Raw genomic sequence first — 14,182 nt, forward strand, 5'->3', positions numbered from 1 at the left:
GTCCCCCCTCAGGGGTCATTGCCGGGCTTGATCCGGAAATCCATAGGGCCTTTGATTTCAAACTGTTAGCGTGATATTTGCGACTCGGCCCGATGGATTGCCACGTCGGCCTTTCGGCCTCCTCGCAATGACGCTGAAATGATCATCGTCATTGCGAGCGCAGCGAAGCAATCCAGTCCTTTTCGGAGTCGTTTGCATATCTCAGGGCCAATGATGATGGCGCAGAGGCAGGGTCAAGTCCGGGGTGACGGCCTTATTTGTTGCAAGGCCCCGCCCAACAATCAGCGCTCAAAGATTCCGCGCAAGGCTGTCGAGCACCAAGCCGCCGAACAAGAGCCAGCCCGTATCCCGGTTGGAGCGGAAGAGGGCGAGGCAGCGGGCCGAATCGTTGATGTCGAGGCGCGCGAGCTGCCAGCCGAGATGGACCATGACGGCGAGAAGGCCGAGATAGGCGAAGGGCCCGGCACCGGCGAGCCAGAGCGCCAGCGCGACGCAGAAGACGGCAGCGAGATAGAGCCCGCTCACCCATTGCAGGGTCCGGTCGGCAAACAGCAGCGCCGTGGAGCGCACGCCGACGAGGGCATCGTCCTCCTTGTCCTGGTGGGCGTAGATGGTGTCGTAGCCGATGGTCCAGAAGAAGCCGGCGAAATAGAGCGCCACCGGTGCCCAGTCGAGGTGGCCGAAAACGGCGGCCCAGCCCATCAGCGCGCCCCAGGAAAAGGACAGCCCGAGGACGGACTGCGGCCAGTCGGTCACCCGCTTCATGAACGGATAGGCGGCGACGATGGCGAGCGACGCGATGCCGAGGCCGATGGAGAATCGGTTGAACTGGACGAGGACGGCGAGCCCGACCAGCGACTGCAGCACCATGAAGATGCGGGCCTGGTTGCGGGTGACCTGGCCGCTCGGGATCGGCCGCGTGCGCGTGCGTTCCACCCGGCTGTCGATGTTTTCATCGACCAGGTCGTTATAGGTACAGCCGGCGCCGCGCATGGCGATCGCCCCGACCATGAACAGGAACAGGTGCCAGGGATCGGGAAACGGCGTTCCTGCATGCCCGGCGGCGAGCGCCGCCGACCACCAGCACGGCCACATCAGGAGCCACCAGCCGATCGGCCGGTCCCAGCGCGCCAGCCGGCCATAGGGCTTCAGCCAGGCCGGCGCGCGCCGGTCGACCCAGTTGCCGGAAACCGCATCGGTGACCATTCCGGTCAGTTCGCTCATGGTGGCCCGTCCTTTCTGAACGCCCCTTCTTACGGCCCAACGGCCCCGGCGAAAAGCCCTTGCTGCAATGCGACACCGAAGCGCAGCCGCTCGGCCATGCGGTTTGCGGTCGCGGTGCCCTTCATTTGCCTTGAGGGCGCGACATGCTAAGCGATCTGTCCGGAATCGTCGTTCAAAGGAATTGCACCGACATGAATGTTCTGCTGATCGGCAGCGGCGGCCGCGAACATGCGCTGGCCGTGACAATTGCCCGCTCGCCGATGTGCGACACGCTTTTTGCCGCGCCGGGAAATGCCGGCATGGCCGACGTCGCCGAATGCGTGGCGTTGAATGTGGACGACCACGACGCCGTCATCGCTTTTTGCCGCGACAAGGAGATCGGCCTCGTCGTCGTCGGACCCGAAGCCCCGCTCGTCGCCGGCCTCGTCGATGACCTCGATGCCGCCGGCATCAAGGCCTTCGGGCCGACCAAAGAGGCCGCCCGGCTGGAAGGCTCCAAGGCCTTCACCAAGGAGGTCTGCGACCGCGCCCGCATCCCGACCGCCCGCTACCGCCGCTACGACGATCCGTCGGCGGCCAAGCTCTACCTTTCGGTGATCGGCACGCCGATCGTCGTCAAGGCCGACGGGCTCGCCGCCGGCAAGGGCGTGGTGGTGGCCGAAACTTCGGCCGAGGCGGTGGCCGCCGTCGACGCCTGCTTCGAGGGCGGCATGGAGGGCGGCGTCGTCATCGAGGAATGCATGGTCGGCGAGGAGGCGAGCTTCTTTGCGCTGACGGACGGCAAGACCGTGGTGCCGCTGGCGACCGCACAGGACCACAAGCGCGTCGGCGACGGCGACACGGGGCCGAACACCGGCGGCATGGGCGCCTATTCGCCGGCGCCGGCGATGACCCCGGATCTCGTCGCCCGCACCATGCGCGAGATCATCGAGCCGACGGTGAAGGCGCTGGCAGAAAAGGGCATCACCTATCGCGGCGTCCTCTATGCCGGGCTGATGCTGACAAAGGACGGTCCCAAGCTGATCGAATACAACGTCCGCTTCGGCGATCCGGAATGCCAGGTGCTGATGGCGCGGCTGAACGATGATCTGCTGCCGCTGCTCTTTGCCTGCGCCGAGGGCACGCTGGAGGCGACCGAGCTTTCCTGGCGCCCGGAGACGGCGCTCACCGTGGTCATGGCCTCCAAGGGCTATCCGGGGTCTTACGAAAAGCGCACCGAGATCGCCAATGTCGAGGCCGCCGCGGCGATGGCGGACGTCACCGTCACCCATGCCGGCACGGCGATGGACGGCGACCGGCTGCTGGCCACCGGCGGGCGTGTCCTCAATGTCACGGCGCTCGGAAAAACCGTGAAGGCGGCCCAGCAGCGCGCCTATCAGGCGGTCGATGCCATCGACTGGCCGAACGGCTTCTGCCGCCGCGATATCGGCTGGCAGGCGATCGCCCGCGAGGAGGCCGAAAGCGGCCCGGAAACGCCGCAGGAAACGCAGGAAGAAACACCTGCCGGGGCCTCGGCGGCCCCTGTCGGCGACGGCGACTCCAGACCCGAGGGAGACGGCAAGACGACCGCCTGACGGCCGTTTTTTAGAAGTTTTCAAAGCCGCTTCGGCGCCGCCGCCCGTCTTGCCAAGGACGTCGCCGCTGGCCACACTTCGCTGCGTCCTACCCCGCGGCGGAGAATCGGCCATGACCGGCAGCGACGATCTATTTCCGGGCTTTGCGACGGAGCGCCGCGCCGCCAACGGCGTGGAGTTCCACTGCCGGATCGGCGGCGACGGCCCGCCGCTCGTCCTCCTCCACGGCTATCCCCAGTGCCACGTGATGTGGCATCGCCTGGCCCCGGCGCTCAGCGAGCATTTCACGCTGGTGATTCCGGATTTGCGCGGCTACGGCGACAGCGATGCCCCGCGCGGCGGAGGCGACCACGCGGCCTATTCCAAGCGCACCATGGCGAGCGACGTCGTCGCCCTGATGGCCGGCCTCGGCCACGAGCGCTTCCGGATCGCCGGTCACGACCGCGGTGCCCGCGTCGCCTACCGGCTCGCCTTCGACCAGCCCGAACGCCTCGAGCGCGTCGCCGTCCTCGACATCCTGCCGACCTATGAGTACTGGCAGCGCATGAACATGGCCTACGGGCTGTCGATGTACCACTGGCTGTTCCTCGCCCAGCCGGAGCCCCTGCCGGAAATGCTGATTTCCGGCGAACCGGAGCGTTATCTCGACCACACGATCGCAAGCTGGACCAAGGCTAGGGACCTTTCCGCCTTCGACCCGCGGGCGCTCGACCGTTATCGCCGTCTCTTCACCGATCCGGCCCGCGTCCATGCGGCCTGCGAGGACTACCGGGCCGGCGCCGGCATCGACATGGAGCTGGACACCGCCGACGTCGAGGCCGGGCGCCGGATCGGGGTACCGCTCTGTGCCATCTGGGGCGGCGGCGGCCTCGCGCCCGCCGGACCCTCGCCGCTCGAAGTCTGGCGCCGCTGGGCCGAGGACGTCGACGGAACCGCCGTCGATAGCGGCCATTTCGTCGCCGAGGAGGCGCCGGAAGAGACGCTTGCCGCGCTGCTGCCCTTCCTGAAAGGGGAGTGCTGAGCGGTGCCCGACCGGCTCGATCGCCAACAGGCCTTTTCCGGCACAAGGCCCGTCGACGAGGATCTGGCGATCGACGTCGCCCGGTTGGAGCGCTGGCTGGAAACCGCCGTTGCCGGCTTCAGGGGCCCGGTCGAACTGCAGCAGTTCCGGGGCGGCCAGTCGAACCCGACCTTCCTTCTGAAGACGCCGGAAAAGAACTACGTGCTGCGCCGCAAGCCGCCCGGCGACCTGTTGCCGTCGGCCCATGCCGTCGACCGGGAATACCGGGTGATTTCGGCGCTCGGCAGCGTCGGTTTTCCGGTGGCGACCGCCCGCGTCCTCTGCCGCGACGAGAGCGTCATCGGCTCCATGTTCTACCTCATGGACGAGGTCCGCGGCCGCATCTTCTGGGAGCCGGCGATGCCCGGCTCCGACCCGGTGGAACGGGCGGCGGTCTACGACACCATGAACCGGACGCTGGCCGAACTGCACGCCCTCGATCCCGACGCCCTCGGCCTTGGCGATTTCGGCCACAAGGGCGGCTATGTCGCCCGCCAGATCGCCCGCTGGTCCCAGCAGTACCGCCTGTCGACGACCGAGGAGATCCCGGAGATGGACCGACTGGTTGACTGGCTGCCGGACAACCTGCCGCCGGAAAATCCGACCCGCCTCGTCCATGGCGACTATCGCCTCGACAACCTCATCGTCTCCGCCGCCGGCCCGAACATCGAGGCCGTGCTCGACTGGGAACTGGCGACCCTCGGCGATCCCGTCGCCGACGTCGCCTACCACGCCATGCAATGGGTGATGCCGGCCTCGGACACCGGCGCCGGCGTCGGCACCCTTCAAGGCGAAAACCTCGAAGCCCTCGGAATCCCGGCGCTGGATACCTATCTGGCGATCTATGAGGAGCGGACCGGCCTCGGCGTGCGCGCCGATCTGGACTTTCACTTCGCCTACAACTTCTTCCGGCTGGCGGCGATCTTCCAGGGCATCATCGGCCGCGTCCGTGACGGCACCGCCGCCAACCCGGAGGCGGCGCGCATGGCCGCACAGGTCCGCCCGCTGGCCGAGGCCGCCTGGCACTATGCCGAGCGGGCAGGGGCCTGACAGGCAGGGCCTGACGGTCCCGCGTGTTGGGGTCCGGTCTGACGAAAGGAAAAAAACAATGACGACCCCGAAAGTGGGGCTTGCCCTTGGCGGCGGCGGTGCGAGAGGCATGGCCCATATCGCCGTCCTTGAGGCCTTCGACGACCTCGGCATCCGCCCGACGGCGATCTCCGGCGCTTCCATCGGCGCGATGATCGGGGCGGGCTATGCCAGCGGCATGACCGGCGCGGAAATTCGCGAATTCGCCACCGCCACCTTCGCCAACCGCGCCGACGTCCTCGGCCGGCTCTGGAAGGTGCGCCCCAAGGGCCTGTCGGAGCTGTTCGGCAATCGCGGCATCGCCCGTTTCGATGCCGAGCGGGTGACGCAGATGTTCCTGCCAGACACCATCGCGCTGACTTTTGAGGAGTTGAAGACCCCGCTCACCATCGTCGCCGCCGATTTCTACGGCTGGTGCGAGGCGGATATCCGGTCCGGTCCGTTGCTGCCGGCGGTTGCCGCCTCCATCGCCATTCCGGTCATCTTCAAGCCGGTGGTGCTGGACGGACGGATCATGGTCGACGGCGGCGTCATCAATCCGCTGCCCTTCGACACCCTGCCGGAAGACGTCGACATCGTCGTTGCCGTCGACGTCGTCGGCGGCCCGGAGCCCGGCGACCATGGGGGCCTGCCGAACGCCACGGAATCGATCTTCGGCGCCACCCAACTGCTGATGCACTCGATCCTGCGCGAGAAACTGAAGCTGCGCCGGCCGGATATCCTCGTGCGCCCCGACATCAACGCCTTCCGGGTGCTCGATTTTTTAAAGACCGCGGAGATCATGCGGGCGACGGCACCGCTGCGCGAGACGCTGAAGCACGACTTGTCCCGCGCCATCGATGCCTGGCAGCATGGTGCAACGCTGCAAAAGACCCTCGATCCGGCCGAAGAAGAACGGACGGAGGCGTGAGCTTCGTCAACCGTCCTTGTCGTCGGATGCGACCGCCCGGGTCTCCTCGCTGAGCGCCTGGCTCTCCCGGTGGGGTTTTGTCAGCGGGTGCGGCACCACGCGCTTGCGGAAGACGAGGTCGTTGCCGGCCTGGATGCCGTCGGTCTCCTGCAGCACCAGACGTTCCGCGTCGAGCCGGCGCACGCTGTCCACCACCTCGTCGGCCTCGCTGTTGTCGACGCCGAGTTCCACCAGTGCCTCCCGCCCGAAGGCAAGCGCCGATTCCAGCGTCTCGCGCTGCTCGTAGGTGACGTCCTTGCGGCGCAGTTCCAGCGAATGCATGCGGTCCTCTGAGCGCACATAGAGCTTGGCGAGGGGGAATTCGGACCGCACGATGCTGACGATCCTGTCGGCCGAGCGCCTTGCGGTGCAGACCGCGATGACCTCGGCCTTGGCGGCGCCTGCCGCGCGCAGCACGTCGAGCCGGATGCCGTCGCCGTAGTAGATGTGGAAGCCGAAGCGGGCGGCGGCCTTCAGGCGCGCCGGGTCGTTGTCGATGATGGTGACGTCGATGCCGCGGGCGAGCAGCACCTGCGAGACGATCTGGCCGAAGCGGCCGAAGCCGACGATGAAGACCGTGCCGCGGGCGCCGGCGAAATCCTCCTTCAGTTCCTCGCGCCGCGGGGCACGCAGGAGCCGCCTGGAGGCAAGCCCGACGACCGGCGTCAGCGCCATGGAGATGGCGACGATTGCGGCCAGCATGGTGGTGTCGGAAACCCGCATGACCTGTGCCGCGGCGGCCGTCGAAAACAGCACGAAGCCGAACTCGCCGCCTTGCGGTAGCAGCACCGCGACCCGCACCGCCTCATTGTGGGAGGCGCCGAAGGCCCGGGTCAGGCCGTAGAGAAGCACCGTCTTGACGGCAAGGAGGGCAACGACGGCGCCGGCGATGGTCGTCCAGTTGCGGACGATGACGGCAAGGTCGATGGACATGCCGATGGCGAGGAAGAAGAGGCCGAGGAGGAGGCCGCGGAACGGCTCGATGTCGGCTTCCAGCTCGTGCCGGAAGGACGATTCGGCCAAGAGGACGCCGGCAAGGAAGGCGCCAAGCGCCATGGAAAAGCCGACCCCCTCCATCAGCCAGGCCGCGCCGATGACGACGAGGAGGGCGGCCGCCGTCATGATCTCGCGGGCCCGCGCATGGGCAAGGGTGCGGAACAGCGGATTGATGAAATAGCGCCCGGCGACGACGATGGCGAGGAGTGCCGCACCGGCCGCAGCCGCACTGACGAGGCCGGTGGTCAGGTTGCGCGGCTCGCCGAACGGCGCCAGCACCGAGACGAGGGTCAGGAGCGGGACGATGGCAAGGTCCTGCAGCAACAGGATGGAAAACGCCCGCTTGCCGTAGCCCGTGTTGAGTTCGGCCCGTTCCTCCAGCGTCTGCACGCCATAGGCGGTCGACGACAGCGCCAGGCCGAAGCCGGCGATAAGGGCCGCGGATAGGTCGAAGCCGAAGCCGGCGAGCGCCGCGCCCGTCAGGATCGCGCCGGTCACCACCACCTGCAATGTGCCGAGGCCGAAGATGTCGCGGCGCATCGACCACAAGAGCGAGGGTTTCAGCTCCAGCCCGATGACGAACAGGAGGAAGACGACGCCGAGTTCGGCCGTGTGCAGGATTTCCGCAGGATCGGTGAAGATCCGGAACCCGCTCGGGCCGACGGCGATGCCGGCGGCGAGATAGCCGAGGATGGAGGAAAGCCCCAGCCGCTTGAAGATCGGCACGGCAATGACCGCTGCCGCCAGCAGCACCAGCACATGGGTGAATTGTGACGTCGATTCCACGGCGTCCCGTTCCCGTCGAAATGAATCGGCTATCGCGGCCAAGTGGTATCGTCTCGCCGCGCCGGTCCGCAAGGCGAAAAAAGGCTGCGACAGGATGGCCCCTTAAAGGCCGCGGGGGACGCCTGGCGGGACTACCCGGTGCCGCCGACGGTCATCGCATCGATCCTCAGCGTCGGCTGGCCGACGCCGACGGGAACGCCCTGACCGGCCTTGCCGCAGGTGCCGATGCCCGGATCGAGCGCCATGTCGTTGCCGATCATCGGCACACGGGTCAGCGCATCCGGGCCGTTGCCGATCAGCATCGCGCCCTTGACCGGGGCGCCGACCTTGCCGTTCTCGATCCGGTAGGCCTCGGTGCAGGAGAACACGAACTTGCCCGAGGTGATGTCGACCTGGCCGCCGCCGAAGGAGACGGCATAGATGCCGTCCTTGACCGAGGCGAGGATTTCCGCCGGGTCGTGTTCGCCGGCAAGCATGTAGGTGTTGGTCATGCGCGGCATGGGAACGTGGGCAAAGGACTGGCGCCGCCCGTTGCCGGTCGGCTTGACGCCCATCAGCCGGGCGTTCTGGCGGTCCTGCATGTAGCCCTTGAGGATGCCGTCCTCGATGAGAACGGTGCGCTCGGTCGGCGTGCCCTCGTCGTCGACGGTGAGCGAGCCTCGCCGGTCGGCAATGGTGCCGTCGTCGATGACGGTGACGCCCGGAGAGGCGACGCGCTGGCCGAGGAGGCCGGCAAAGGCCGACTGGTCCTTGCGGTTGAAGTCGCCCTCAAGCCCGTGGCCGACCGCCTCGTGCAGGAGGATGCCGGGCCAGCCGGGGCCGAGCACGACATCGAAGCTGCCGGCCGGGGCCGGCACCGCATCGAGATTGACGAGTGCCTGGCGCAGGGCCTCGTCGGCGCAAAACTGCCAGGAGTCCTCTGTGATGAAGCGGGAGAATGCTTCCCGCCCGCCGGTGCCGTGGCTGCCGGCCTCCTGGCGGTCGCCGTCGCCGACGACGATGGAAACGTTGAGGCGGACCAGCGGGCGCACGTCGCGGACCCGGGCGCCGTCGGCCCTGAGGATGTCGACGATCTGGTGCGAGCCGGCCATGGAGACGGTCACCTGGCGCACCCGCGGATCGCGGTCGCGGGCATAGGCGTCGATGGTCTGCAGGAGCTTGACCTTTTCCTCGAACACCGGCCCGTCGAGCGGGTTGGCATCGCCGTAGAGCGAGCGGTTGGTGCGCGCCGGCGGGGCGGCATAGGTGCCGGCATAGCCGCGCTTGACCGCCTGGACGGCGTCGGCGGCGCGCTTCAGGGACGCCTCGGACAGTTCATCGGAATGGGCATAGCCGACGGCCTCGTCGGCGACGGCCCTAAGGCCGAACCCTTGCGCGGTGTTGTAGCTCGCCGACTTCAGCCGCCCATTGTCGAACATCAGCGCCTCGGACTGGCTGTATTCGAAGAACAGCTCGCCGTCGTCGGCGCCGGAAAGGGCATCGGCGGCGATCGCCGTGACCCGGTCGGTGTCGAGGCCGGCAGCGCGGATGAGGTCGTCGCTGGTCGGTTCTGTCATCAAAGAGGCTCCTCGTCGGCGCCGGGAGGGGCGCCGCATATCCTGGAAAGTCGATAGAGATTTAGGGCGTTGCGCCCCGCCTGTCACCGCCTGTCGCCGCAAAAGCCGGTGCCGGAGGGGACGAGGCCGCCGGCATCTGCGGCAGCAGCCAGTCGCGAAACAGCCGGATCTTGCGCTGGTTACGGTGTCGTGCCGGATAGACCAGGCGCCAGGCCTCGCCATTGTCGTGCTGGAGCTCGAAGGGCTGGATGAGGTCGCCCCGGGCGATCGCCTCGCGATAGAAGAACGGCGTCAGGATGGCGACGCCCTGGCCGGCGATGGCGCGGTGCGCCTCCAGCATCTGGGCACCCATTTCGGCGACGGGGTTGTGGCCGAGGTCGGGATTGTCGATGCCGGCCGCGGCGAACCATTGCCTCCACCAGGGATCGTCCGAACCGATGATCGGCAGCTTCAGAAGATCGGCCGGCCGGGCGATGCCCCCGGCGGCCGCGGCGAGCCCGGGATGCAGCATCGGTGTGAATGCAGCGCTGACGAGGAGGTGGCCGGTGAGGCCGGGCTCGACGGTCGTGCCGGCGACGATCGCCACGTCGACGTCGTCCTCGCCGAAGGCCCGGTTGAAATTGTAGGGGATGAGGCGCACGGCAAGCGCCGGGTGCTTCATCTGGAAGTCGCCGATATGATTGCCGAGCCAGGTCGTCGCAAAGGTCGTGTTGCAGGAGATGACGAGCGTCTCGTCGGCCCGTTCGGCAATGTCCGAGACCGCCTCGGCGAGAATGTCGAAGGCCTCGCCGGCGCGCCCGGCAAGCCGCGATCCGGCATCGGTCAGCGTCACCTTGCGCGGCCGCCTCAGGAACAGCGGCACGCCCAGCTTTTCCTCCAGCAGCCGCACCTGATAGCTGACGGCGGCCTGGGTCATGCCGAGCTCGTTTGCCGCGCGGGTGAAGCTAAGGTGCCGGGCGGCGGCCTCGAACGCGCGAAGGGCAGGCAGCGGCGGCAGGCGACGGTCCTTCATCGGCGTCCCATGGATAAGCCCTGTTTATGCATTAGGGCCGAATTCAAACTGGAAAAGCAAGCACGGCGTGGGATGATGGCCGCATCCTGTTGATGCATGAGGCGTTCCGCCATGGGCCAGAACCCGTTTGCCGGCCGCGGCCGGCTGCGCTCCCTCCTTGCCGTTTTTCAGGTTTTCTCGGTGGTGGTCGGGGGGCCGCGACGTCGCCTCGATCCGCGCGACCTGTCCCCCGCCCTTGCCCGCGACCTGGGGCTCACGGACTGCGTGCGGCCGCGCCGGGGGGCAGGGGCCCGAATCAACGCAAGCGCCAACGATCCGTGGCATCAGCCGCCGCCGATGCCGCCGGTATGAGCGGGAATGAGAGGAGAGGGACGGCCGCTTATGGCAGCGCGTCGTAGCCTTCCTTGAAGCCCGCGAGGGAGATCGGGATGCCGATGCCTTCCTCGATGGTTTCGAAGATGATGAAGGTGGCGGTCGTGCCGGTCTCCAGCTTCTTCAGGAGGTCCTCGTTGAGGGTGACCTCGGCGATGCAGCCATTCGGCAGGCAGCGCATGAACTGGACGCGGCCGATTTCCTCGTCGTCGATCCTGAGCCCGAGGCCGTGCGGCAACAGCAGGCCGAGCGGGGCGAGGATGCGCAGGAGCTGGGCCTTCTGGTCGGCGGTCTTCAGGACGATGACGGAGAGGCCCACATTCTCGCGGTCCTCGGCCGTCACGTTCTGGATCAGCGCGCACTGCTCGGCCTTGGCGCCCGGCGGCGTGTCGCACCGGATCTGCCAGTCGCCGTGCTGGGACCGCACCTGGCCCTGGCCGGCCGCCGGCGCCATCGCCAGACCGGTCACCAAAGCCACTCCCGCCGCAAGGCGCGCAACATATCGCAAGAACACCACGTCGTTCTCCCGCCCGTCCGAAAACCTGTACCAAACCCGGGCGCCGACAGCGGCGCCCGTCCCATCTGTGCCCGAATCGCTGTCATTTCGCCAGCCCAAAGCGGGACGACCCACGGCAGGGCGGTGCAAAACGCCGAAATTCACGGCCCGGCCCCTATTTCATCGATTTGCGGCGGTGAGACGGCAGCGATCCCGATAGATGCGATTTTTCATGTCGTAAGAGCCTGCGTCAACTTGCCGCGATTGGGCTTGCAAACCGTTTGTGCACCGGGATAAATTCAAAAAAATGAATGTACGTAAGTTGGACTTGAGTTTTTGATCCACATCAAATTAAAGCTAGAACCACTTTAGCAGGACCGATTGACGCAGAGGCTTTATGCCCGGAACGGCGGGCGGTCCCGAGGCAGGCTCACGGACGACGGCAGGACCGGCGCCCAAGAACAACGAGAAGGGAAGGGGGCAACGACGTGATCAAACCGACGATGCGTCTCGCCGCGCATGTCCTTGCGGCATTCGCCGCGCTCACCGGATTTATCGGCGCGGCTCTGGCCGACCAGCCGGTGCCCTGGGGCATCAGCATGCAGGACGCCGCGACCCCGGTGATGGAAGACATTCACTGGTTCAACGCCTTCACCCTGTACATCGCCGTCGGCGTGACGCTGCTGGTCGCCGTGCTGATGGTGCTCGTCATCATCAAATTCAACGCCAGCGCCAATCCGACGCCGTCCAAGCGCTCGCACCACACCATGCTGGAGGTGGTCTGGACGCTGGTGCCGATCCTGATCCTGGTCGCCATCGCCGTTCCCTCCTTCCGCCTGCTCTACAAGGAGCTGGAGGTGCCGGAGGCGGACCTGACCATCAAGGCGACGGGCTACCAGTGGTACTGGGGCTTTGAGTACACAGACGACGGCTATGACGGCCTGTCCTTCGATTCCATCATGCTGGCCGACGACGAACGGGCCGAGCGCATCGAAAAGCAGGGCCTGACGGAGCGCGACGTGCCGCGGCTTCTCGCCGTCGACAACCAGGTCATCGTTCCGGTCGGCAAGGTCGTCCGCGTCCAGGTGACCGCCGCCGACGTCATCCACTCCTTCGCCGTGCCGGCCTTCGGCGTCAAGGTCGACGCCGTGCCGGGACGCCTCAACGAGACCTGGTTCCAGGCCGAGCGGCCGGGCGTCTATTTCGGCCAGTGTTCGGAGCTGTGCGGCTCGCGCCACGCCTTCATGCCGATTTCGGTGCGGGCCGTGACCGAGGAGCAGTTCGCCACCTGGTCCGCGGCCGCCAAGGATGACATCGACGCGGCCTACAAGGGGCTGATGGCCTCCATCAAGGCCGACAGGAAGGCAATCGACGTGGCCAAGCGCTAGGCGCGGGCCCGTAACGCATAGTCGGCCGCGTCGGCCCCGCGCCGGGCGGCCCGAGACTCAAAAGGGGAAACTTCAATGGCGGGTGCGGCAGCAGAGGCGCACGATCATCCCACCGGATGGCAGCGCTACGTATACTCGACCAACCACAAAGACATCGGCACGATGTACCTGATCTTCTCGATCGTGGCCGGTGTCGTCGGCGGGCTCCTGTCCGTCGTCATGCGCATGGAACTGCAGGAGCCGGGGATGCAGATCTTCGGCGATCCGCATACCTTCAACGTTTTCGTCTCCGGCCACGGCCTGATCATGGTCTTCTTCATGGTCATGCCGGCGCTGATGGGCGGCTTTGCCAACTGGTTCGTGCCGATCATGATCGGCGCCCCGGACATGGCCTTCCCGCGCATGAACAACATCTCGTTCTGGCTGCTGCCGCCGGCGCTGACGCTGCTGATCCTGTCGATGTTCGTGCCCGGCTCGCTTTCCGGCGCCTCAGGTGCCGGCACCGGCTGGACGATCTACGCGCCGCTGTCGACCTCCGGCAGTCCCGGCCCGGCCGTCGACTTCGCGATCCTGGCGCTGCACGTCGCCGGCGCCTCCTCGATCCTTGGCGCCATCAACTTCATCACCACCATCTTCAACATGCGCGCGCCCGGCATGACGCTGCACAAGATGCCGCTGTTTGCCTGGTCCGTGCTGGTGACCGCGTTCCTGCTCCTGCTGGCCCTGCCGGTGCTGGCCGGCGCCATCACCATGCTCCTCACCGACCGCAACTTCGGCACCGCCTTCTTCGATGCCGCCGGTGGCGGCGACCCGATCCTGTTCCAGCACCTGTTCTGGTTCTTCGGCCACCCGGAGGTCTACATCCTGATCCTGCCGGCCTTCGGCCTGATCAGCCACATCATCTCGACCTTCTCGCGCAAGCCCATCTTCGGCTATATCGGCATGGCCTATGCCATGGTCGCCATCGGCGTCGTCGGCTTCATCGTCTGGGCCCACCACATGTACACGGTCGGTCTCGACGTCGACACCCAGGCCTATTTCGTCTTCGCGACGATGGTCATCGCGGTGCCGACGGGCATCAAGGTGTTCTCCTGGATCGCCACCATGTGGGGCGGGTCGATCTCGCTCAGGACGCCCATGCTGTGGGCGATCGGCATGATCTTCCTGTTCACCATCGGTGGCGTCACCGGCGTCCAGCTCGCCAATGCCGGCCTCGACCGGTCGATGCACGACACCTACTACGTGGTCGCCCACTTCCACTACACCATGTCCATGGGCGCGACCTTCGGCATCTTCGCCGGCTGGTACTACTGGTTCCCGAAGATGTTCGGCTACATGTACAACGAGACCATCGGCAAGCTGCATTTCTGGCTGACCTTCGTCGGCGTCAACCTGATCTTCTTCCCGCAGCATTTCCTCGGCCTGCAGGGCATGCCGCGGCGCTACGTCGACTATCCGGACGCCTATGCCGGCTGGAACTTCGTCTCCTCCATGGGCGCCTATGTCTCCTTTGCCGGCGTCATCGTCTTCCTGTTCGGCGTCTTCATGGCGTTCTCCAAGAAGGTGCCGGCCGGCAACAATCCCTGGGGCGAGGGCGCGACGACGCTGGAGTGGACCCTGTCCTCGCCGCCGCCGTTCCACCAGTTCGAGACCCTGCCGCGCATCAAATAGGCGGCACCA

11 protein-coding genes are annotated in these 14,182 nt (G+C 66.8%); 6 read left to right on the top strand and 5 right to left on the bottom strand.

The annotated features are described in order from the left end of the window. Positions 1–288: 288 nt before the first annotated feature. Positions 289–1,224, bottom strand: a complete 936-nt coding sequence (gene ubiA / locus M2319_RS12560; RefSeq protein WP_264601802.1) for a 4-hydroxybenzoate octaprenyltransferase — start codon at positions 1,222–1,224, stop codon at positions 289–291. 191 nt (positions 1,225–1,415) lie between these two features. Between ubiA and purD the strand changes: the two genes are divergently transcribed. The 4 genes from purD (at position 1,416) to M2319_RS12580 (ending at position 5,857) form a co-directional block, all read left to right on the top strand. After that, complete coding sequence (gene purD / locus M2319_RS12565; RefSeq protein ID WP_264601803.1) at positions 1,416–2,798, top strand: phosphoribosylamine--glycine ligase; 1,383 nt, start codon at positions 1,416–1,418, stop codon at positions 2,796–2,798. Between the two features lie 112 nt (positions 2,799–2,910). Then, a complete protein-coding gene (locus M2319_RS12570) occupies positions 2,911–3,819 on the top strand; it encodes an alpha/beta fold hydrolase (protein ID WP_264601804.1) in 909 nt (302 codons plus the stop codon). Between the two features lie 3 nt (positions 3,820–3,822). Continuing rightward, positions 3,823–4,908 (top strand): phosphotransferase family protein, encoded by a 1,086-nt coding sequence (locus M2319_RS12575; RefSeq protein ID WP_264601805.1) that lies wholly within the window; start codon positions 3,823–3,825, stop codon positions 4,906–4,908. A gap of 58 nt (positions 4,909–4,966) precedes the next feature. Continuing rightward, positions 4,967–5,857: a patatin-like phospholipase family protein gene (locus M2319_RS12580; protein WP_264601806.1), complete on the top strand. Its 891-nt coding sequence runs from the start codon at positions 4,967–4,969 to the stop codon at positions 5,855–5,857. Between the two features lie 6 nt (positions 5,858–5,863). On the opposite strand, the gene M2319_RS12585 is transcribed toward M2319_RS12580, so the two are convergent. From M2319_RS12585 to M2319_RS12600, 4 genes are all read right to left on the bottom strand, one after another. After that, a complete protein-coding gene (locus tag M2319_RS12585; protein WP_264601807.1) occupies positions 5,864–7,678 on the bottom strand; it encodes a monovalent cation:proton antiporter-2 (CPA2) family protein in 1,815 nt (604 codons plus the stop codon). 131 nt (positions 7,679–7,809) lie between these two features. Continuing rightward, positions 7,810–9,234, bottom strand: a complete 1,425-nt coding sequence (gene tldD / locus M2319_RS12590) for a metalloprotease TldD (RefSeq protein WP_264601808.1) — start codon at positions 9,232–9,234, stop codon at positions 7,810–7,812. A gap of 61 nt (positions 9,235–9,295) precedes the next feature. Further along, the gene (locus M2319_RS12595) at positions 9,296–10,246 is read right to left on the bottom strand and encodes a LysR substrate-binding domain-containing protein (protein ID WP_264601809.1); all 951 of its coding nucleotides are present in this window, start codon (positions 10,244–10,246) and stop codon (positions 9,296–9,298) included. A 379-nt stretch (positions 10,247–10,625) separates the two neighbouring features. Further along, positions 10,626–11,072 carry an invasion associated locus B family protein gene (locus M2319_RS12600; RefSeq protein WP_264601899.1) on the bottom strand — a complete coding sequence of 149 codons (447 nt, stop codon included), beginning with the start codon at positions 11,070–11,072 and terminating at the stop codon, positions 10,626–10,628. Positions 11,073–11,617: 545 nt separating this feature from the next. On the opposite strand from M2319_RS12600, the gene coxB reads away from it, so the two are divergent. Beyond that, a complete protein-coding gene (gene coxB / locus M2319_RS12605; protein WP_264601900.1) occupies positions 11,618–12,502 on the top strand; it encodes a cytochrome c oxidase subunit II in 885 nt (294 codons plus the stop codon). A gap of 75 nt (positions 12,503–12,577) precedes the next feature. Next, positions 12,578–14,173, top strand: a complete 1,596-nt coding sequence (gene ctaD, locus M2319_RS12610) for a cytochrome c oxidase subunit I (protein ID WP_264601810.1) — start codon at positions 12,578–12,580, stop codon at positions 14,171–14,173. Positions 14,174–14,182: the final 9 nt, after the last annotated feature.

It is taken from the genome of Rhodobium gokarnense (assembly GCF_025961475.1).
Taxonomy (GTDB): domain Bacteria; phylum Pseudomonadota; class Alphaproteobacteria; order Rhizobiales; family Rhodobiaceae; genus Rhodobium; species Rhodobium gokarnense.